A 20,966-nucleotide genomic window follows, 5' to 3' on the forward strand; every position below is an offset into this window, starting at 1 on the left:
GGGAGGCCCGCACGGGTTCCACCGAGTGGCGCCGTGAGGCGACTCGCTCGCGCCACCGGCCGCCGGACGGGATGTCCGGTCAGTACTCCCAGCCGAAGATGCTGGCGATGTCGTGGCATTCGTCGGTGTCACGTGCTGCCAGGGTGAGTTCGTGCCGACTGGCCTCGATCCGTTCGGCGAGCGTGACCGACGAATCGATGTCCGGTTCAGGTGCGGGGACGTTCGGCATGGCGCAGGATTCCTTCCAATAGGCTGATCTTGCTGGTGCGGCAGTAGGCGGTCTCGGTGGCGTCCAGGCGGCCGGTCTCGAAGTACTTGTTGGCCACCTGCCCACCGCGGCAGTAGGTGAAGTACTCGCACCGAGTGCGGCAGTTGGCGATGCCGGCCATGGCTTCGGCCACCCACGGCACCTGCTCCGCGCGGGCCGCGAGAACCGCGAGCGGGGTGCGCAGGACGTTGCCCGCGGTGAACGGGCCGTGGCGGGGCGAGTGGAACCCGGCAAGTTCCGCCCCGACCGGAAGGTAATGGCCGTCCCAGGTCACCAGAGGCAGGGGCTTGATCGGACGGTCGGCTCGTTGTGCCGCGATTCCGGAGAGCTCCTCGCGGATGTAGGTGTAGGCGTGGTCGAGATCCCTGATACGGATACGGGGGTCGGCCTGCCAACTGGCCGCCAGCTCCTGCCAGAAGTCGATCGCACCGGTCTGCGGCAACCGGCCACCTGCGTACACGCCCTTCGTCTCGGCCAGATTCACGGCCAGGCTCTCGCAGCCCAGCTCGCAGGCGAAGCGGTACAGGCGATCGGCCGCTCCGGCAGACAGGTCCGAGACAACCGCGATGATGTTGAAGCCGATGCCGGCGCGTCGCAGCGCGTCGATTCCACGCATGGCCCGGGCCGTGCTCGGGCGTCCCGCACGGTCCGTCCGCGAGGCGTTCGCCGCACCGGGACCATCGATACTCACTGTCACTTGGACAGGGACCTGCGAAAACACCTCGCACCACACGTCGTCGACACGGGTCGCGTTCGTCGTCACCTTGTGGACCACCGAATGCGCCTCCCCCGGCCCGAAGGCCGCCACCAGGGAACGGAAGTGGGCCGGGTCCATCGCCAGCGGTTCCCCGCCGTGCCACGCCACGGTCACCGGATGCCGCCCGGACCACTCCCGGACGCCGGTGGCCACAGCCTCGGCAACCTCCACACTCATGCGCCGCGCCACCTTCCGGTCGGGCAGGTAGCAGTAGGAACAATCGAGATTGCACAGAGTCGTCGGCTGCATCAGCACCGCCGACGCCGACCTCGCCAGCCTTGCCCGGCCCGTACGCGTGGCCGCTTCATCACCGGACTCCACCTGACGAGCGGTCACGCGCGAGAGGGTCATGACCATGCCTCCACCGATTCGGTATGCGTCGTCCCGTCTCCCCCGCTCACCCTCCGCGCGGCGCCCGAGACGATCCACTGCTGCCCAACGACGGGCGCCCGACCCAGGTCACGTATCCGGTGTCGGGGTCTGCCGGTCTTGGCGGGGTCGAGATGGCGGGCGTCACCGAGGTCGACGACTTGGCGGTTGTGGAAGAAGTCGTCTTCGCACGGCGTGATGACACTGCCGGAGGCTGCCCGGGGACCGGCGTAGCCGGCCGGCTCGATCGAGGTCCTGATCCAGAACGCGACGACGAACGTCGGGGAGCCGCCGTGCGTCACGATGATCTGGTGCGCGCAAGGGCGCTGCAGAATCTCGCCCATGCCCGCGCAGGACGCACCTCCGGACCCTCGCGCAACCACTCCGCGCCGACCGATCGCCCTCCGGCTTCCGTAGAGGCTTGCCACTCACAACATGTTCACGTAAACATAGTGAGATCAGGCTCTTCCTCCCCCGCGACAGCGCACCCGCCCCCCAGCACAGGAGCATCCCGCACATGCCTCATCTCCAGATCGACGACGGCGGCTTCACTCTCGATGGCGAGCCGTTCCGACTCCTGTCCGGCGGGCTGCACTATTTCCGCGTCCACCCCGAGCAGTGGGCGGACCGGCTGCGCAAGGCCCGCCTCATGGGGCTCAACACCATCGAGACCTACGTTCCCTGGAACCTCCACCAGCCGCGGCCCGACCGCTTCCGTCTGGACGGCGGCCTCGACCTGCCACGCTTCATCGAACTCGCCGCCGCCGAGGGCCTGCACGTGCTGCTCCGTCCCGGCCCGTACATCTGTGCCGAATGGGAGGGGGGCGGCCTGCCGTCCTGGCTGCTCGGCGAGCCCGGTATACAGCTGCGCTCCCGCGACCCCCGCTTCCTGGACGCGGTGGACGACTACTTCGTCCGCCTCTTCACTCCGCTCCAGCACTGCTTCGCCTCCCGGGGCGGCCCCGTCCTGGCCGTACAGGTGGAGAACGAGTACGGGGCCTACGGCGACGACACCGCCTATCTGGAGCACCTCGCCGGCTCGTTGCGCAGCTGCGGGGTCGATGTCCCCCTCTTCACCTGCGACCAGCCCGCCGACCTGGAACGCGGGGCGCTGCCGGGCGTCCTCGCCACGGCCAACTTCGGCAGCCGCTCCGCCCAGGGCCTGGCCACCCTGCGAGCCCAACAGCCGAAGGGTCCGCTGATGTGCGCCGAGTTCTGGATCGGCTGGTTCGACCGCTGGGGCACCCACCACGTGGTGCGTGATCCCGACCATGCCGCACGCGAGCTGGACGAGCTGCTCGCCACCGGCGCCTCGGTCAATTTCTACATGTTCCACGGCGGCACGAACTTCGGGTTCACCAACGGTGCCAACGACAAGCACACCTACCGTCCCACGGTGACGTCCTACGACTACGACGCCCCGCTGGACGAAGCCGGCGACCCCACCCCCAAGTACACCGCCTTCCGCGACGTGATCGCCAAGTACGCCTCCGTGCCGGACGGGCCCGTCCCGTCACCCGGCCCCAGGCTCGCCCCGCGAACCGTGACCCTGACCGGGAGCGCCGGGCTGCTGGCGAGCGCCGACGCGCTCGGAACGGCCGTCGACGCGCGTCGGCCCCTCACCATGGAGGAGCTGGAGCAGGACTTCGGCTTCGTCCTGTACGAGACGAAGCTGCCGCTGAAGGGCCCCACGCTCCTGGAGGTCGAGCAGGTCCGCGACCGTGCCCAGGTCTTCGTCGACGGGCAGCCCGTGGGCGTCCTGGAGCGCGAGAGCCACGAGCATGCCCTGTCCTTCGTGGTGCCCCGGGCCGGCAGCACCCTCTCCGTCCTCGTCGAGAACCAGGGCCGGGTGAACTACGGCCAGGGCATCCACGACCGCAAGGGCCTGCTCGGGAAGGTCCTCCTCGACGGTGCCGAGCCCGCCGAGTGGACCAGCCGCCCGCTGCCGCTGACCGAACTCTCCGCTCTCGGCTTCGAAGTGGCCGCCGCGGCACCCGTGGGGCCGACGTTCCATCGGGGCACCTTCGAGGTGGCCGATCCGGCCGACGCCTTCCTGCACCTCGACGGCTGGACCAAGGGCAACGCCTGGGTCAACGGGTTCGCACTGGGCCGCTACTGGTCGCGCGGCCCGCAGCGGTCGCTCTATGTGCCGGCTCCGGTGTTGCGCGCCGGAACCAACGAGATCGTCGTGCTGGAGCTGCACGCCGCCCACCGGGGCCGTACGGTCCAGTTCCGCGCCACGGCCGATCTGGGCCCCACCGAGGAGTAGCCCCGCGGCCGCACTCGAAAGTGCCGGGATCCGGCCCTTCGGGCGGATCCCGGCACTTCGGTGTCAGCTCCGGCGGAGTTGCTGGGCCGCGGTGCCGTCGCAGGTCCGCTGGGCGACGGCCGCACCGTCCGCCGCGGAGGCGCCGCCCACTTCCAGGCACTTGGCGCTGTGCCGGGCCGTCAGCGTGACGTATCCGTCACCGGTGCTCCGGACCGCCCACTCCTGGTTGCGCCCCCCGTTGCAGGAGTACTGGAGGACCTCGGCGCCATCGGCCGTCGACAGACCGCCCACATCGAGGCACTTGCCGCTGTGGCGGGCGACGACGTTCACGTATCCGCCGCCGGTGGAGCGGAGCGACCATCGCTGGTTGGTTCCGGTGCCGCAGTCGTACTGGACGACGGCCGTGCCGTCGTCCGAGCCGGCTCCGCCGACGTCGAGACACTTGGAGCTGTGCCGGAAGGACAGGGTCTCCCAGACGTCGGGTGCCGCGCCCGGAATCGTCCAGGACTGGTTACTGCCGGTCGTCGGCCGGTAGACCCCGACCGGCGCTCCTTCACCGGTCGAGGAGCCGGTGACGTCCAGAAGCCTGCCGCCGGCCGCGTTGATCAGGGTGTTGTGCCCGTCACCGGTGGTCGAGCGGATCCACTGCTGCGCGGTGGAGGATCCGGGCGGGGCGAGGGTCAGGGCGTCGCCGGAGACGGAGAGCGCCCTGCCGGTCCTGGCGTTGGTGATGCGGTAGGCGGCTGTGCTGCCCCAGTCGGCGGTGGACAGCTTGGTGAAGGTCCACTGCTGTGCGTTGTCCGCCGGGACGGAGGTACGTTGCACGACGGTGCTCTTCCCGTCGACGGCGAGCGCCTTGCCACTGTTGTCATTGAGCACCTGGCGCGGCATGCCGGTGGGCGCGGTGGTCGCCGCCGTGTTCACACCGGTGACCGTGGGCAGGACGAACGTGGTGACGGAGCCGGGGCCCACGGTGGCCCTGAGCGTCCGGCCGGTCACCGCAGCGTCGCCGTCGCGGTGCAGGTTCTTGGTCGCGTCGGTGGTCCACCGCTCGACGGGGCCGTCCGGGGCCGTGCGGAAGCCGTCGAGGTTCAGGGTGACCTCGCGCTCGTCGCCGGTCGGGTTGGTGTGGACGACGACCACGCCCTTCCCGTCCGGCCGCACCGCTGCCAGGGTCTGCGGGTCGTCGGTGTTGACGAGGCGCGAGCCGGGGCGGACGAAGCGGCTGTAGTTCGCCATCGCCCAGTACTTCTTGTTCTTGCGCAAGGGCTCGGTGGCCGCGTCCTCGGGGGTGAAGTCGGTCTGGATGAGGCCCCAGTTCGAGTTCTCGTGGCCCGGGGTCATGTTCTCGTAGTCCTCGACGGCCTGCCACAGGACCCAGGCGCGCGGCTCCAGTTCCCGTATGTCGTCGTTGATGCGCCGGGCGAGGTCGAGCGCGGGGCTCATGTCGGTGAAGCTCTGCGGGACGCTGCCACCGAGGTCCACCTCGGACATCCACAGCGGTGTGGTCTCGCCCTTGGCGATGTCCCGGGCTCCGGTGCGGCCGTTCGTCCCGTAGGTGTGTGTGTTGAGCCGGCCGACCGCCTTGCGGACATCGGGAGCGTACGACTCCCAGTCGGAGCGGAACTTCCCCGGGTTCGTCTCGTCCATCGCGGCGATCGGGGTCGCCAGGCCCTTCGCGTCGAGCGCGGCGCGCAGGGTCGTGATCATGCGGGCCTGGGAGGCCGGGTCCCAGTGCGAGCCCTCCTGGCCACCGCCCGCGTGCCAGTAGTCCGTGTCCGGCTCGTTGACGGGCGAGAGCGAGTCGAAGGTGACTCCGGTGGCGGACTGGGCGCGGTCGAGGGCGCCGGTGAGGTAGGCGGCGAACCGGCCGTACTGGTCGGAGCGGAGGTTGTCCTCCCAGCCCTTGGCCGCACCCGAGACCAGGCCGCTGTTGGTCATGAAGTAGGGCGCCGAGTTGGAGAACGCCTCGAAGGTGGTGGCTCCACGTGCCTTGGCGGCCGTGAGCCACCAGCGCTGGTTGGCGTCGGCGTCGGGGTTCCAGTGATCGGCCCGGTCCGGATCCCACCAGTCGGGGGCCTCCGGGCCGGGTCGGTTCCAGTAACCGGGGACTGCTGCACCGGCCCGCATGTAGGGGGTGGTCTCGGGGCTGTCGCCGCCCCCGATGTTGTAGCGGGCGATCGTGAAGCCGAGGCCGTCGGCGCCGTAGAGGGCGTCCGCGAGGGCGTTTCGCTGTGCGTCCGGCCAGCCGCCGGTGACATTGGCGAACCAGGTGAGGGCGGTGCCCCACCCCTGGAAGGACGGGTGCTGGTAGCTGGGGTCGAGGCGTACGGTCAGGGCCGTGGCCGAGGGCTCCGCCGCGCTCGCGGGCGGCGAGCCCGGGCCCGCGGCGGCGAGGGCTGTCGCGGTGAGTGCCGTGGCCGCGCCGAGGGCGGCCAGGCGCCTGGGGAGCCGGGCCCGGGACGAGACCGATCGGTTACGGGTGGGGAACACGACCTGCTCCTTCGAAGGGGATGGGGTGGGTGAGTCCGGTTCTCGCCGCTGCGCCTCCCGGCGGGGGCCAGGAGGCGCGGGTGACGCAGGCGCGGCGCGGTCCGGACGACGACCACCCCGCGCCGGTCTCGCGGCGGGCGGCACGGTCAGGCCGCCGAGCGCCGCCACTTCTGGTTGTCGCCCGTGTTGCAGGTCCACTGCTCCAGGGCGGTTCCGTCGGCCGTCGACTGATTGACGACGTCGAGGCACTTGCCGCTGTGCCGGGCGACGAGCTGGACGTAGCCGGAGACGTCGGTCGTCCGGACCTTCCACTGCTGGGAGGCCGAGCCGTCGCAGGTGTTCTGCACGGCGAACGCGCCGTCCGCGGCCGAGGCACCTGCAACTCCGAGGCACTTCCCGCTGTGCCGGGCCATGATCCGGACATAGCCGGAGTCCAGCTTCTTGAGCCAGAAGTGCTGGTTCACGCCGCTGCCGCAGCCCCACTGGACCACCTGCGCGCCGTCCGCCGTGTCGAAGTCCGCCACGTCGGCGCACTTGCCGCTGTTGCGGGCGGCCAGCGTCTCCCAGGGACCGCTCATCCCGCTCACGGTTCCCGCTGCGGTGTCGATGCTGATCTGCGGGGAATAGTCCATGGTCATGGTGGTGCTGGTGGGAAAGGTCAGTGGCAGCCACACGTACTGGGAGTCGTTGACCGTGCCGCCCATGGAATTGCCCCAGCGGTCTCCCATGTAGAGGTAGTCGGTGCCCTTGGTTCCCTGGACAGGCAGGACGTAGGCGGTCTGGCTGCGGTAGGTCGTCGGGTCCCCGACGTCCTTCAGGTCGCTCCAGGTACCGGTGATGCTGTCGGCAGTGGCGTACTTCTGCTGGTTCGGGGACCAACCGGTGGCACCGGAGGTCAGGATGAAGTAGACGTCACCCCGCTTGAACATGGCGGGGGCCTCACGCCACTGTCCCGACCACAGCTTCTGGACCTGGGACTCCACCGCGGTGTAGTCCGAGGTCAGCCGGTAGACGTGCAGATCGGCGTTCTCGTTGGCGGCGGAGATCATGTAGCCGGTGCCGTCGGTGTCGACGAACGTCGTGATGTCCCGGGACATGTGGCCCAGGGGCCGGAAGCTGCCGCGCCAGGTGTAGTCGCCGTCCACCGTGGACGAGACCGCGACGCCGGCGCGCGCCTCCCCGTAGTCGGAGCCGTTCTCCTTGTGCATCCACATCACGAACTGCCGGGTGGCGTTGTTGTAGATGACCTTGGGCCGCTCGATGTTGGCCCGGTCGAGCTCCGGGTCGGAGGCCTCGGTGAGGACGTGGTTGCGGAACTCCCAGGTCTTCAGATCGGCGGAGCGGTACGCGGAGACGTACCGGAAGGTGTTGTCCGAGTTCCGGTTCTCGCCGAACCAGTAGTAGTACTGATCGACCTTGATCACGCCGCCACCGTGGGCGTGCACGGGATTGCCGGCCGGATCGGTGAACTGCGTGCCGTTGGCGACGGTCACCGGGACGGCGTGGGCGGTGCCTCCGGCGGTGAGCAGGGAGAGGAGGAGGGCGCAGAGAAACGCCATCGTCCCGGAGATCTTCAGTCGCATGTCGCGATACCTCATGGTGTCTCATCGGGCGGGTGTGGGGGCTCCGCGCGAACAGCACGACCGCCCTCGGAAGCGGGAGCGGTGGGCGTGGGAGGGACGGCCGTTGTGGACCGTGCCGGGCGCTGCTGTTCACGTAATGTTTTCGTAAACACGATGTAGCCGGAAGTTTGGGAGGGGCGTGGGAACCTGTCAAGGATTCGGACGAAAGCGATCGAGGTTTTGACCCGGGATCCCTGTTTGCGTCAACATGACTCAACAGGGCACGCCACGCGTGCGTCCTCAAAACCTCGGGGAAGGAACGGTCGAAGGTGGCGGACAAGGCAGCAAGAACGCCCCGTTCGCGCCCGCCTCGGAAGTGGCCCTCCATGGCGGAGGTCGCGGCGAAGGCAGGCGTGTCCTCGCAGACCGTCTCACGCGTGGCCAACAACCACGACAACGTCGACGAGACGACGCGCGCCAAGGTGCTGGCCGCGATGCAGGAGCTCGGCTACCGGCCCAACACGGCAGCACGCGCGCTGGTGACGGGCAAGTTCGGGGCGATCGGCGTGGTGAGCTTCGACGTGGGCGCGCACGGCAACGCCCGTACGCTCGGCGCCATCGCGGACGCGGCGCGCGAGGCGGGCTTCTCCGTCAACTTCATGGGAATCCGGGCGCAGACGGAAGCCGCTGTGCGGCAGGCCTTCCGCCACCTCATGCTGCAGTCCGTGGACGGCATCGTGCTGATCGAATCACAGATGCTCGACACACCGTCGCTGCACCTGCCGCCCACGATGCCGGTGGTCGTCGCCGACGGCGACACCGGGCACCAGTACCCGAACGTCGACTTCGACCAGGCCCGTGGCACCCAGAGCGTGGTCAGCCACCTGCTGGAACTCGGCCACCGCACGGTTCACCACGTCAGCGGCCCGAGCGACTCGTTCGCCGCGCGACGGCGCGCCGAGGCGTGGGAGCGCACGCTCGTCGCGGCCGGCGCCCCGGTGCAACCCACCCTGCACGGGGACTGGACCCCCGAATCCGGCTACCTGGCCGGGCGGACCCTGGCGAAGACCCCCGATGCCACGGCGGTCTTCGCGGCGAACGACCAGATGGCGCTCGGGGTCCTGCGCGCCATGCACGAGGCGGGGCGGGACGTGCCGGGCGAGATCAGCGTGGCGGGCTTCGACGACGTACCCGAAGCACGCTTCTTCGAGCCGCCGCTGACCACGGTTCATCAGGACTTCGACGCGGTGGGCCGACACTGCGTGACCCTGCTGCTGGAACAGATCGAACGCCGCGGCAGCGGCCTGCGGCGACTCGCCCTGGAACCCACCCTCGTGGTGCGGGCCAGCACGGCGCCTCCGCCCGCCTGACGGAGCTCAAGACCGCGACGGGCGCGGCGGGTCACCCCGCGTGCGGCCGTCCGCGGAGCCCGGCGTACGCTCCGTCCGTCATCGAGCCCGAGCGGTCCTTCCCGGCTTCCGCCGGGAGGACGCTCGACCACCCGGCGGAAGCCTTCGCACCCCGTTCCCACCCGGCACCCGCCATTCATCGCACGCCTGCGGGCCGGCGCGGTAGCGCGCGTCGCGTTGGGGCATGCCTGCACACCGACTCGGTCTACGGGACCGCTGCCCCGGCGCACCTTCCGGGGCTGCCGCACCCGCTGTGTGCATCGACGCGGGTGGCCCGGCTCGACGAGCCCTCGTTTCCCGGTTCGTCACCAGAAAATCTCGCCTGATCTCCACCTCCTTGCGCTTGACGCCCATCTGACGTGGTGCCACCATCGAGCCATCGATGATTACGTAAACATCACTCATCGACCCGGCTGGCTTCCGGCTTTCCCGTCCGAGGCCTTCGCTTCCTCCGCCCCGTTCCCGACCAGTCGGTCACCGACGCAAGGAACCACCATGACGCTCCTGACGACTTCTGCGCAGGCGGTCCCACCGCCCCGCCGACGAGCCCGTTTCCGTCGCCGGAAGGAGGCCTTGGTGGGCTGGGGCTTCATCGGGCCGTTCGTCGCGGTCTTCGGCCTCGTGTTCCTCGCCCCGATCGGCTATGCGCTGTACCTGAGCGTCTTTCGGGACCGGCTCATCGGGGGCACGTCCTTCGTCGGCCTCGACAACTACGGTGAGGCACTCGCGGATTCCCGGTTCTGGGAGGGTCTGGCCCGCGTCGGCCTCTTCCTCCTGGTCCAGGTGCCGATCATGCTGGGTATCGCTCTTCTCGTGGCGCTGGCCATCGACAGCGGCCGGCTCTACGGCAAGAGCTTCTTCCGGGTCGCGGTCTTCCTGCCGTACGCCGTCCCCGCCGTCGTGGCCAGCCTGATCTGGGGCTTCATCTACGGCACCCGCTTCGGCCTCGTCGGCAACATCAACGAGACCTTCGGGGTGACGCTTCCCGATCCGCTCTCCCCCTCCCTGGTCCTCGCCGCCATCGGCAACATCGTGACCTGGGAGTTCGTCGGCTACAACATGCTGATCTTCTACTCTGCCCTCAAGGTCGTCCCGCGCTCGCTCTACGAGGCCGCGGCGATCGACGGCGCCGGCGAGTGGCGCATCGTCGCGTCGGTCAAGCTGCCTGCGATCCGCAGCGCGCTCGTCATCGCCACGATCTTCTCGATCATCGGCAGCTTTCAGCTGTTCAACGAGCCGAGCATCCTCCAGAAGCTCGCCCCCAACGCCATCACCAGCGACTTCACTCCCAACCTCTACACCTACTCGCTGTCCTTCTCGGGCCAGCAGCACAACTACGCGGCGACCGTGGCCATTGTGATGGGTGTGATCACCGCGATCATCGCCTACGCGGTCCAACTGCGCGGCATGCGGAAGGGCTGAGCCGATGACCACCTCCCTCACCACGAAGGCGGCGGCCGTGGCCGCCGAGCCCACCGGCGCCGACCGGGCAACCGCCCCCCGGGCCACCACATCGAGACGCCGAAAGCGTCCCCCGCACACACCTCTCCGTCCCCGCCCCAGCATCCCGTTGACTCTCGTCACCGGCCTGGTCCTCGTCTACACCCTGCTCCCGCTCGTCTGGCTGGTCATCAACGCCACCAAGGACCAGAACGGACTACTCAACTCCTTCGGCCTCTGGTTCGCCGACGACGTCAACTTCTGGGACAACATCACCCGCACCCTCACCTACGACGACGGCGTCTTCGTCCGCTGGCTGCTCAACACCCTTCTGTACGTCGTCGCCGGCGCGGGCGGCGCCACCGTCCTGGCCGTCCTCGGCGGCTATGCCCTCGCCAAGTACAACTTCCCCGGTCGCAAGGCCGTTTTCGCCGTCGTCCTCGGGGCTGTCGCCATTCCGGGCACCGCCCTGGCCGTCCCCACCTTCCTGATGTTCAGCAACATGGGGCTCACCAACACTCCGTGGGCCGTCATCATCCCGTCCCTGATCTCCCCCTTCGGCCTCTACCTGATGTGGGTGTTCGCCACCGAGGCGGTCCCCACCGAGCTCCTGGAAGCCGCACGCATCGACGGCTCCGGTGAGCTGCGCACCTTTTTCAGGATCGCCCTGCCACTGCTGATGCCCGGCACCGTCACCGTCCTGCTGTTCTCCATGGTGGCGACCTGGAACAACTACTTCCTGCCGCTGATCATGATCAAGGACCCCGACTGGTACCCCTTGACGCTCGGCCTCAACGCCTGGAACGCCCAGGCTCAGACCGCCGGCGGCGAGGCCGTGTTCGACCTCATCGTCACCGGCTCCCTGCTCACGATCGTGCCGATCGTGGTGGTCTTCCTGCTCCTCCAGCGGTTCTGGCAGTCCGGCCTGGCCGCAGGCAGCGTCAAGGAATAGCCCAACCCCTCCCTCCGCTCTTCTCCCACCCCGCCCGCACCACCGACCAGGAGCACAGCCCATGAGAACCCACACCACCCGCAGACTGCTCGGCACCCTCGCCGTGGTCTCCGCTCTCGCGCTGACCGCCTCGGCCTGCGGCTCCGACACCACGGACGGCGCCGCCGGCGGCCCCAAGGACGTCGAGGCCGCGCTGAAGAAGGGCGGAAAGGTGACGGTGTGGGCCTGGGAACCCACACTCAAGAAGGTGGTGGAGGACTTCGAGAAGAAGTACCCCAAGGTCGATGTCGAACTGGTCAACGCCGGTACCGGCGACAAGCAGTACACCGCCCTGCAGAACGCGATGGCGGCCGGCTCCGGCGCTCCCGACGTGGCCCAGGTCGAGTACTACGCCCTCGGCCAGTTCGCGATCGGCAAGTCCGTCGAGGACCTCTCCTCCTACGGCGCCCGGAAGCACGGAGCCGGCTTCACGCCCGGCCCGTGGAACGCGGTCACCGACGACAAGGCGGTCTACGCCCTTCCCATGGACTCCGGTCCGATGGCGTTCTTCTACAACAAGAAGGTTTTCGACAAGCACCACATCAAGGTGCCGACCACCTGGGACGAGTACGTGGAGGCGGCCCGCACCCTGCACAAGGCCGACCCGAAGATCTTCATCACCAACGACACCGGGGACGCCGGCGCCACCACCAGCCTCATCTGGCAGGCCGGCGGACGCCCCTACAAGACGGACGGCACCGACGTCACGGTGAACTTCGGCGACGAGGGCACCAAGAAGTACACCGCCACCTGGCAGAAGCTCCTGGCCGAGAAGCTGGTCGCACCGATCACCTCCTGGAGCGACGCCTGGTACAAGGGTCTGGCCGACGGCTCGATCGCCACCCTCTCCATCGGCGCCTGGATGCCGGCCAACCTCTCCTCCGGGGTCGGCTCCGCCTCCGGCGACTGGCGGGTCGCCCCGCTGCCGCAGTGGACGAAGGGCGACAAGGCGAGCGCGGAGAACGGAGGCAGTTCTCTCGCCGTCCCCAAGGCCGCCAAGAACAAGGAACTCGCCTACGCCTTCACCGAGTTCGCGACCACCGGCGCCGGTGCGAGCACCCGCGTCGCCGAAGGCGCCTTCCCGGCCACCCGGGCCGACCTGGAGTCGAAGGCGTTCCTCGACACCCCGTTCCCGTACTTCGGCGGCCAGAAGGCCAACCAGGTCTTCGCCGAGTCCGCCAACAATGTCGGCACCGACTGGTCCTACCTGCCTTACCAGGTGTACGCCAACTCTGTCTTCAACGACACCGTCGGCAAGGCCTATGTCTCCCCCACCACGCTCACCGACGGCCTGAAGGCCTGGCAGGACGCCAGCGTCAAGTACGGCAGCGACCAGGGCTTCACGGTCAACAAGTAGCCGCATCATGGCTCCGGTCGCCCGCACCAGGGCGGCTGGAGCCGTACAGCACTCAGCCAATGTTGCCTTTTGTTCGAATAGGCATAGTCGATTGACATGCCCACGCCATTATCAACTCCGCCTGAATGTCTACTAGTTAGCGAGAATCGAACGGAGATCACGGAGCGCCTGCTCGATGCCAGAAGCGTGGGCGGCATCACCTTCACGAACAACACGATCACGCGCCTCGACCGCAAGACCGCCTTCGCCGCCCAGGCGGAGGACCTGTGCCCGGCCCCCGGCGCCACGACCGCCGTGCGTGCCGTCGCCAGGGCCTCGCCGTACACCACCCCGCTGTTCGCCTACCACGGCTCGACCGGTGCCGTGATCGAGGGGAACAATTTCGACAAAGGTCTGAACCTGCGCGCCGAACTGGACTCCACCGAACCGGCGCAAGTGACGAGCGACGAAGTGGTCGAGGGACGCGACAATGTGCTGTCGCTGCTCCCTTCGACGACCTTCACCAGCAGCAACCCGGCCGTGGCCGAGGTCGACCAGCGCGGCACGGTCACCGCCAGGGCCCCCGGTACAACCGTCATCACTCCCAGCACCCCCAGCCAACCGGGCGGCGTCGCGGGCGCGCCCGTCGAACTGCACGTCGGCGCGGACCCCGCATCACCTGCCTGCACCAAGCCGCTCGACCTGGACCCCGACTCGTGGTCCGTCGTACGCGATCGGCCCGACCACCGTGCCGTCCGGCCCGGCGACACCCTCGAACTCACCCCCACCGGCCACGGATTCCTGTGGGCAGACGCCAACAGCGCCCACAACCTTGTCCTCACCGGAACCGACACCGGGAAGGGCACCGGCACCGCGACGGTCAGGATGACCGGCCGGACCCAGTGCGGATACATGGAAGCCGGCCTCATCCTCTACCGCGGCGACAACGACTACATCGCCTTCCAGCGCAAGCACAACACCGGCAGCCCCACCCTCACCCTCGCCAAGGAGCACAACGGCTGGGCCGAGGAGCCACATCGCATCCCCGACCCCGACCGGCAGGACCTGTGGCTGCGCCTGCGGCACGTGGGCGACAGCGTCACCGCGTCGTACTCCCTCGACGGCACCACCTTCACCACGCTCGGCAACCCGATCGACGCCTCCTGGCTGACCGGCGCCCGCTTCGGGGTACTGGCCGAGGCGGAAAGCGCCTCCGACACCGACACCCCGTTCCTGTTCGACGACTTCACCGTCGACGGTGCTCCGGTCCGCTTCGCGGCCCGGAGGCCATGAACAGGAAGACGGCCCTGCCCGTTCCGGAGGCCGTTGCCACGGTCGACCGTACGTTCTGGTGGGGGTGCCTTCCGGTGCTGTGCGACAGTGATCCCACTGTGGTGGATTTGATGGTGCGTGAGCCGCGGAGAACCTGATCCGAGCCGTCGCTGACTCCGAAGATCGCGACGGGCACCCGCCGACGGATCATGCCGCGGTTCGGATCACGTACTCATGCCCCGCGCCCGGGTCAGCTGCTTCAGTTCGACAATGGTCGCGACGGCGCGCAGCCAGGCGGCCGCGGTGTCGTCGGCGGCGATCCCGCCCATGAGTTCGGTGCCGGCTCGCAGCCACTCCCGTACCAGGACGGCTGCCTCCCGGCGGGGCAACGGCTCGGGCAGCTCGGCGGCTCGGGCGAGCCCGCCGGCCCGCACGGTGTCTGCGAGGAAGGCGACCGAGCGCGGCTCGGTCCCGAGGCGGTCGAGGATGACGGCCGCGGCCGCGGCGCCGTCGCCGAACAGGGCGGTGCGCCGGGGGCCGGGCTCGGCGGTGAGGCCGTAACGCAGCAGGACGGTGATGTCGAGCCGGGCCAGCTCGTCGTCCGTGCGGTCCGGCGGGTACGGGGCGTCGTCGTTCATGGCAGGACCTCTGGTGTCTCGTCTCGTCCGGCTGGTTGGCTGTGGCTCAGCCGACGGTGACGGTGTATGTGATGCGCTCGGGGGCCTGGGAGGGGGTGGCCGCCCCCGTGGTGGGGGTCGCGGAGGGCCCGGTCGTCGCGGGGGGCAGCGTGGAGTTGTTGCCCTGGCAGGTGGTGAAGGTGCAGTGCAGCAGCGTGAACCGGGTGGTCCCCTTGCCCTTGGCCTCGAAGGTGAAGGTGAGCCGGCCGCCTGCACCGGGCGCCGGCTCGTCGCCGGAGTCCGGTGCCCGGTGCCGGCCGCGGCTGACCAGCACCGAGCTGTCGGGCTCGGGGTCGACCAGGTACCAGTACTCACGGGTGGAGGCGTTCTGGTCGACGGTGAGCGTGAAGCGCTCGCCCGGCTCGGCAGTGATGCTGGTGTCGTTCACCGGGCGGCTCGCGCCGTTCGTGGAGCCGCCGGCCGGTTCGTCGGTGCCCGAGCCGCAGCCCGTGGCGAGAGCAACCAGCGCGGCCGCCGCGAGCGCGGCACCGCCCCGGCTACCGCGGAAGATAGACGCTGTACGCGTTGGGGAGTTCACTGTTGGAAGCCTTGCCCATGTGGCCGTTGATGAAGTCGTCCTCGCTGACCCAGGTGGTCGAGCCCCAGGGGTTGTACACCTGAAGCATGTCACCCTCCTGGGCGATGATGGTCATCGCGTGGGCGCCCTCCTCGCCCGAGACGTCGACCGGCACCGGCCGCCCCTGCGCCACCGACTTCTCGACTTCGGTGAGCACCGCCCTGCGGTCGGCGGCGCTGTCCAGGTCCTGGCGTTCGTAGTCACTGCCGGTGGCACTGCCGACGGCGGAGTCGTTGATCCGTTCCTGTCCCTCGGACCCCATGCCACCCCAGTTCTTTCCACCGTCGCCTTCGGTGTGCAGCCGGTGCTGTTCGGCCACCAGCCGCTGCTTGAAGGCTTCGGGGTCGTCCTGCTGCCCGTCGGGGCCGCCGGTGAGGTCGAGCGCGTACAGCGGGTCGACCATGGCGCGGGACGTGACGGTGGACGAGGCCACGCAGGTGCCCTCGGAGCCGTCGCCGCCCTGGACCCACCGCTGGCCGTCGAAGGTGGCGTAGTCCTTGTTGTTGTTCGAGCCGTCCGCCGCCAGCCCCTCGTCGTTCATGCTGTCCGCTGCGGTGACCACCGGAGTGAGGTGCCGGCGCATCCAGTCGGGGTCCTTGCCGTGGATCTTGTCCTGGAACGTACCGATCTCGGCGACGCTGTGGCCGGCGGCCAGGGCCTTCATCAGGTAGGCCCGCTCCTGCGGGGTGTCCGACTTCGCCAGCATCCGCTCCATGGCCGTCTCGTCGTCGAGGCTCAGCAGATCCATACGCGTCGACGCGCGTGCCAGGTCGCCGGAGGTGAGGATCTCGTTCAGCTCGGTGTCGGCGCCCGCGACGCCGGTGTCGGCGAGCATCAGTTTGTCGACGGCGGTGAGTTCGCTGGTCTCCATCTTTCCGGCCCGCGCCTCGGCGGCCCACTTGTTCAGCTCGCGGGCCGCGACGCGGGTGGCCTCCTGCGCCTCGCAGACGGCGTCGTGCATCAGGTCGACCGCGTAGGAGCCGAAGTGGGCGGCGTTCTTGCGGTCCCACTCCTCCTCGTCGTTCTCGTGCAGGTCGTCGAAGAAACCGTCCCTGCCGCCGAGCGTCCTCTTCTGCTCCAGCAGCTGTCCACGGCCCCGCTCGTCGTTGCGCTGCGCGGCGCCGATCGCGTCGGCCAGCGTCAGCAGCACGGTCGCGCATCCCTGGAACGCATCGCTCATCTGGGTAACGGCACGCCCGGCGGCGTTCACCGCATCGGAGGCGAGGACGCCCGTGTCGCCGACCCACACCTCCGCGAGACCCTTGCGGCCCACCCGGTCGACCTGGTCGAAGACATCGGCGACATGGCCGACCTGGCCGCGGTAGAGGTTGGCCAGGCCCTCCAGAACGCCTTGGTCCCCACCCGGCGCGGGCACCGAGAGGGCGTCGTCGATCAGGTCGAGGAGCTCGTTCTTGCTCCCGGCACCGAGCATCTTCTTGGACAGCCCGGCAAGCCACGCGAGACGGAGGGAAGGGGATTCGAAGGGAGAGGAAAAGAACGACACCGGCCCGTCCCTCAGTAGCCCGACAGGACGGAGGTGCGCCCGCCCTGCGTCGATGTGTCGGTGAGAACGCCCGTGCCGCCGGCGTGGACGCTGTCCACGCCCGTCCTCACCAGGCCGTCGGTGCCGTGGTAGGTCTTCTTCGCCAACTGCACCTTGCCGCCGAGCTCGTGCAACGCCGCCGCCAGCGCCTTGGCCTCGGCCTCCCACGCCTTGACGAACGCGTTCAGCGCCGACGCGGCGTCATCGCCGCCGGCGTCGTCGTACGAGTAGGTCGTGCGGGACTTGACTGCCGAGCTGACGCCGTCCATGTCCGTGCCGGCATCGTCGAGTTGCCGGGCTTGGCCGGTCATACCTGACTTGATTTGGTAGCCGTCGAAGCCCACCGCGCCTCCCCCGTACGCATTCGATCAAGACCGCGGGCAGGCTAACACGCACTGCGTATACGAGAGATCACACGTCATCCGCCTCACACACCTCCTCCACATCACCCCGGATCGGCGACCCGACGTTGTGGCCGGCCGCGCTCACACCGGCGCCGGCGCGGTGAGGCGCCCCCGTACCCCGGAGCATGGCTCCCTGTGGGCCACGCTCCGGGGGGTTCCTCATTCGCACCTGCCCCCGTGCCGGCTCACCTCCGCGATCCCGTCAGCTCTGGTCGAAGGAGAGCCATGTGCCGGCCAGGCCTTGCTGGCCCGCCCCGGGCCTGGACCAGTCGCAGACACCGTCCCGGAAGATCGCCGTCAGATCCTTGAACTCGCCTTCGGTGACCGGCACTCGGTAGTCCGAGCGGTCCACGGGACGCTTGCGGCACTTGACGACGTCGTTGGCCACGTCGGCCCCGGCGACCATCCGCGGCGAGGTCCACACCGGGTAGAGGGTGTTGCACTCGGTGTTGTCGATGCCCTCGACCTGGGGCTCTTCGATCTTCTTCGCACCGATGCCACGGGTCCAGCAGGCGTCCGTAAGGCCTTGCGGCTTGTTGCGGACGATCTTCTCGATGGGGGCTTCGTCGCCGGAGTCCGCCTTGATGCCGGTGAGCCACTGGTCCATGTCGGACAGCATCCCGGCAAGAGTGAATCCGTGCCCGCTGGAGCGGGTGAGCATGATCTGGTTGGCGTGGGTGCCGTTGGCCTTGTCCAGGCGCGCCCGGGTGGAGAAGGAGTGGAAGCGCATGTGCATGTCACCGGTGGCCGCGTCGTCGGTGTAGTCGCGGTAGTCGATGATCGGGACGTCGGCGAGGCCACCGCCGCCGTTCAGCATGCGGCCAGTGCGGTAGGCGAGCCGTACCGCCTTGAGATCGGCGACGGTGCGCCCCGCGGCGGGCTTGGCGTCGTCGTCGAGGCCGCCGATGCGCCGGTTCAGGTCGATGAACTGGGCCATGTCGATGGTCCCCTTGTTCAGGGCCTCAAGTCCGTACTGGATGCCGGTGTTGTCGAGCGGCCTGCGTGCCTTCCCGGTCTCCGGCACCTCGCCGTAGACGTTCACGGTGTGGCTGTAGACGTCACAGCGGGCACCGTCCGGGTTGTTTTGGGGGTTGTAGCGCTGTCCCGCGGGCAACTGGGCCGGGCAGTACACCGTGGGGTCGATTCGGCCGGCGGCGCGGGCCAGGCTGCCGATGCTCTCCCACTTGCCGAACCCGGATACCGCCCGTTGCTGCTCCTCGGTGAACGCGTCCGGTGCGACCTCCTTGAAGTAGTGGTTCAGGAGCTGGGCGTCGCTGAGCGTCTGTATCGTCCCGAAGCCGACGTCGGGGAAGCTGCAGCCGGAGAGGATGCCGTCCAGCAGGCCGGGGTAGTTGTCGGCGATCTGATGGGTCTGGTACGAGCCGCCGGAGCAGCCGTTTCCGATGGTGAAGGCCGGTTCGCCGTACGTCTCCACGAAGCGTTCCTTGACCATGCTCATGGTCTCGGCCGCCAGCACGTCGTTGCAGTTGTTGCCGAAGACGTTCAGCGTGGACGAGGCGACGCCGTAGCCCTTGCTCAGATACGTGTCGTTCATGATGCCGACGGTGTTTCGGCCCTGGACGTACCAGCCGCCGTTGCAGCCCCCGCCGAAGCCGTACACGAGGCGGCCGTTCCAGCCCGGCCCACGTTGCAGCGGGTCGGGGGCGGCGGACTGCGGATCGTGCAGCACGGCCGTCTCGTAGATGCCGCGGTTGATGGTGCCGGTCTCGACGCGGACGATGTAGGGCACCTTATTGCCCGCGCTCGTCGTGGCCGTGGCCAGGTCGGCGGGGCGGGCGTTCTCGTCGGGCAGCGGAACGAACTTGCCGGCCGTGGTGCGGTACATGTAGTCGACGCGGGTCGTGACCGAGCAGTCCTTGTCGAGCGGCTGCCCGAGAGTGCCGCCGGTCACCGTCTTGAACTCGGCGGTGTCGCAGACGAACGGCTGCTCGTGCGGCCCCGAGAAAATCGGCCCCGTGATGGGGTGGTTCTTCAGGGTCAGCTGTCCGGCGTCGGCGCCCGGAGCCCGGGCCGTCAGTGTGTTGTCGCCCTTGGACAGCTCCTTCACCACGCCCATCAGCGCATGGTCGCCAAAGGGCCGGAAGCTCGACGTCACGTCCCGGCCCGCCACCTCGACCCGGACTCCGTCGGCCGCTGCGGAGGCGGGCACCTCGACACGTATCAGGGCGTCGTCTCCCGACACCGTGCCGGGCCGTGACGACACGGCCGTCACCTGTAGCTTCTCGCGTTCCTGACTGCCGGCCGGCGTCGCCGAAGCGCCGATCAGCACACCCATGAACGCCGTGCCGACAAGGACCAGTTCGACCGGTCTCGCGGCTCGTCTGAATGACACCACGGAATTCCCCTCGCTTCTGAAGTCTGAGGTCGTGCTCGGAGGTCGTGCTCGCAGTACGGACGCGGGCTTCGGGCCCGCGCGGCCGACCGGCCCCGGCCGGCTACCAGTTGGTGAACGCACCGTCCGCCGTGCGCAGGTGCGGGCGCTCGGCCGCCGTGGCCTGGTAGCGGCGTGCCGCCTCCCGGTCGATGTCGACGCCGATGCCCGGCAGTTCGCTCAGCTCCACCCGTCCCGGCAGGATCGTCGGCCTCGCGGTGAAGAGGGCGGCGATGGCCGGGTCGGGGTCGGTCTGGTGCTCCTGGATCGCCACATTGGGGCAGGCCAGGTTGAGCTGGAGCGAGGAGGCGGCGGTGACCGGGCCGAGCGGGTTGTGGGTGGCGAGCTTGATGTGGTGGGCCTCCGCCATCGCCGCGATCTTCTTCGCCTCGGTCAGGCCCGCGGCCACCCCGACGTCCACTCGCGCGTAGTCGATGAGGTCGTCCTCGATGAGTGTCCTGAACTCCCATTTGGATCCGTACTGCTCACCTGCGGCCAGCGGCACACCGGTGCGGGCCCGCAGCATGCGATAGCTGTCCGGGTTCTCACAGCGCAGTGGGTCCTCGACGAAGTACGGGCGGGCCGCCTCGATCTCCCGGCACAGGGTCAGCGCCTCCGGCGGATCCAGGCGGGTATGGACGTCGAGGATCAGCTCCACCTCGTCGCCGACCGCGTCCCGGACCTCGTGGAAGAGGCCGACCGAGTCACGCAGGCAGCGGCGGGCGTCGAGCGTGCCGTCGGCGTCGTGCGGCGAGGCGAACCGCAGATGGCGCCATCCCTCGGCGACCAGGCCGCGGCAGCGGTCCAGGAACCACGCGCGGTCGTCGTAGCCGTCGCCGACATGCACATAGGCGGGTACGTGGTCACGCACCCGGCCGCCGAGGAGTTCGTGCACCGGTACGCCGAGCGCCTTGCCGCGGATGTCCCAGAGGGCCACGTCCACCGCCGCGATGGCGGCCCCGAGTATGCGGTCGGCGGGGAAGAACCCGCGCCGGAACATCACCTGCCAGAGGTGCTCGATGCGTCGTGGGTCCTCGCCGACGATCAGCTCCGCGAGGTGGTCGAGACCACCCGCGACCGCTCGTTGACGCGACCTGATGCCGACCTCGCCCAGACCGTGGATGCCCTCGTCGGTGTCGACCACGACCAGCATCATGCTGTCGCCGTGGTCGGGGAGAGTCAGCACTTCCAGGCCGGTGATCTTCAT

At 69.2% G+C, this 20,966-nt stretch carries 17 protein-coding genes; 6 read left to right on the top strand and 11 right to left on the bottom strand.

Going from position 1 to position 20,966, the window contains the following annotated elements; all coding sequences use genetic code 11:
* Window positions 1-79: 79 nt before the first annotated feature.
* From EES42_RS44885 to EES42_RS25255, 3 genes are read right to left on the bottom strand one after another with little or no spacing between them, the layout of a single operon-like run.
* Complete coding sequence (locus EES42_RS44885) at window positions 80-229, bottom strand: hypothetical protein (protein WP_164495312.1); 150 nt, start codon at window positions 227-229, stop codon at window positions 80-82.
* Window positions 207-1,376 carry a cyclophane-forming radical SAM peptide maturase AmcB gene (gene amcB / locus EES42_RS25250; RefSeq protein ID WP_124720536.1) on the bottom strand — a complete coding sequence of 390 codons (1,170 nt, stop codon included), beginning with the start codon at window positions 1,374-1,376 and terminating at the stop codon, window positions 207-209. Before amcB ends, EES42_RS44885 begins: the two co-directional genes overlap by 23 nt.
* The gene (locus tag EES42_RS25255) at window positions 1,373-1,738 is read right to left on the bottom strand and encodes a hypothetical protein (protein WP_124720537.1); all 366 of its coding nucleotides are present in this window, start codon (window positions 1,736-1,738) and stop codon (window positions 1,373-1,375) included. Before EES42_RS25255 ends, amcB begins: the two co-directional genes overlap by 4 nt.
* 173 nt (window positions 1,739-1,911) lie before the next feature.
* Here EES42_RS25255 and EES42_RS25260 point away from each other — a divergent pair, with 173 nt between their 5' ends.
* The gene (locus EES42_RS25260) at window positions 1,912-3,663 is read left to right on the top strand and encodes a glycoside hydrolase family 35 protein (protein WP_124720538.1); all 1,752 of its coding nucleotides are present in this window, start codon (window positions 1,912-1,914) and stop codon (window positions 3,661-3,663) included.
* 63 nt (window positions 3,664-3,726) lie between these two features.
* Here EES42_RS25260 and EES42_RS25265 read toward each other — a convergent pair whose 3' ends face one another.
* Together EES42_RS25265 and EES42_RS25270 are read right to left on the bottom strand one after the other, a co-directional pair.
* Window positions 3,727-6,156, bottom strand: a complete 2,430-nt coding sequence (locus tag EES42_RS25265; protein ID WP_124720539.1) for an RICIN domain-containing protein — start codon at window positions 6,154-6,156, stop codon at window positions 3,727-3,729.
* Between the two features lie 146 nt (window positions 6,157-6,302).
* The gene (locus EES42_RS25270; protein ID WP_124720540.1) at window positions 6,303-7,739 is read right to left on the bottom strand and encodes an RICIN domain-containing protein; all 1,437 of its coding nucleotides are present in this window, start codon (window positions 7,737-7,739) and stop codon (window positions 6,303-6,305) included.
* Window positions 7,740-8,104: 365 nt separating this feature from the next.
* Between EES42_RS25270 and EES42_RS25275 the strand changes: the two genes are divergently transcribed.
* The 5 genes from EES42_RS25275 to EES42_RS44890 all read left to right on the top strand — a co-directional run bounded on the left by EES42_RS25275 (window position 8,105) and on the right by EES42_RS44890 (window position 14,187).
* Window positions 8,105-9,088 carry a LacI family DNA-binding transcriptional regulator gene (locus EES42_RS25275; protein ID WP_124720541.1) on the top strand — a complete coding sequence of 328 codons (984 nt, stop codon included), beginning with the start codon at window positions 8,105-8,107 and terminating at the stop codon, window positions 9,086-9,088.
* Window positions 9,089-9,622: 534 nt separating this feature from the next.
* The gene (locus tag EES42_RS25280) at window positions 9,623-10,549 is read left to right on the top strand and encodes a carbohydrate ABC transporter permease (protein WP_164495313.1); all 927 of its coding nucleotides are present in this window, start codon (window positions 9,623-9,625) and stop codon (window positions 10,547-10,549) included.
* A 4-nt stretch (window positions 10,550-10,553) separates the two neighbouring features.
* Window positions 10,554-11,519: a carbohydrate ABC transporter permease gene (locus EES42_RS25285; protein ID WP_124720543.1), complete on the top strand. Its 966-nt coding sequence runs from the start codon at window positions 10,554-10,556 to the stop codon at window positions 11,517-11,519.
* A gap of 61 nt (window positions 11,520-11,580) precedes the next feature.
* On the top strand, window positions 11,581-12,915 hold the full coding sequence (locus EES42_RS25290; RefSeq protein WP_124720544.1) for an ABC transporter substrate-binding protein: 1,335 nt from the start codon (window positions 11,581-11,583) through the stop codon (window positions 12,913-12,915).
* Between the two features lie 186 nt (window positions 12,916-13,101).
* Window positions 13,102-14,187 carry a beta-xylosidase family glycoside hydrolase gene (locus EES42_RS44890; protein ID WP_206433566.1) on the top strand — a complete coding sequence of 362 codons (1,086 nt, stop codon included), beginning with the start codon at window positions 13,102-13,104 and terminating at the stop codon, window positions 14,185-14,187.
* A 203-nt stretch (window positions 14,188-14,390) separates the two neighbouring features.
* Here the strand turns inward: EES42_RS44890 and EES42_RS25300 are convergent, their stop codons facing one another.
* The 6 genes from EES42_RS25300 to EES42_RS25325 form a co-directional block, all read right to left on the bottom strand.
* Window positions 14,391-14,804 (bottom strand): hypothetical protein, encoded by a 414-nt coding sequence (locus EES42_RS25300; RefSeq protein ID WP_124720545.1) that lies wholly within the window; start codon window positions 14,802-14,804, stop codon window positions 14,391-14,393.
* Between the two features lie 46 nt (window positions 14,805-14,850).
* Window positions 14,851-15,231, bottom strand: coding sequence for a protease inhibitor I42 family protein (locus EES42_RS25305; RefSeq protein WP_241196578.1), 381 nt, complete (start codon window positions 15,229-15,231; stop codon window positions 14,851-14,853).
* Between the two features lie 109 nt (window positions 15,232-15,340).
* A complete protein-coding gene (locus tag EES42_RS25310) occupies window positions 15,341-16,924 on the bottom strand; it encodes a peptidoglycan-binding protein (protein WP_124720546.1) in 1,584 nt (527 codons plus the stop codon).
* Window positions 16,925-16,935: 11 nt separating this feature from the next.
* Complete coding sequence (locus EES42_RS25315; RefSeq protein ID WP_124720547.1) at window positions 16,936-17,307, bottom strand: hypothetical protein; 372 nt, start codon at window positions 17,305-17,307, stop codon at window positions 16,936-16,938.
* A 262-nt stretch (window positions 17,308-17,569) separates the two neighbouring features.
* The gene (locus tag EES42_RS25320) at window positions 17,570-19,720 is read right to left on the bottom strand and encodes a DUF6351 family protein (RefSeq protein ID WP_241196579.1); all 2,151 of its coding nucleotides are present in this window, start codon (window positions 19,718-19,720) and stop codon (window positions 17,570-17,572) included.
* A gap of 103 nt (window positions 19,721-19,823) precedes the next feature.
* Window positions 19,824-20,966, bottom strand: coding sequence for a mandelate racemase/muconate lactonizing enzyme family protein (locus EES42_RS25325; protein ID WP_124720548.1), 1,143 nt, complete (start codon window positions 20,964-20,966; stop codon window positions 19,824-19,826).

Source organism: Streptomyces sp. ADI95-17 (genome assembly GCF_003846175.1).
Classification (GTDB): Bacteria; Actinomycetota; Actinomycetes; order Streptomycetales; family Streptomycetaceae; genus Streptomyces; species Streptomyces sanglieri.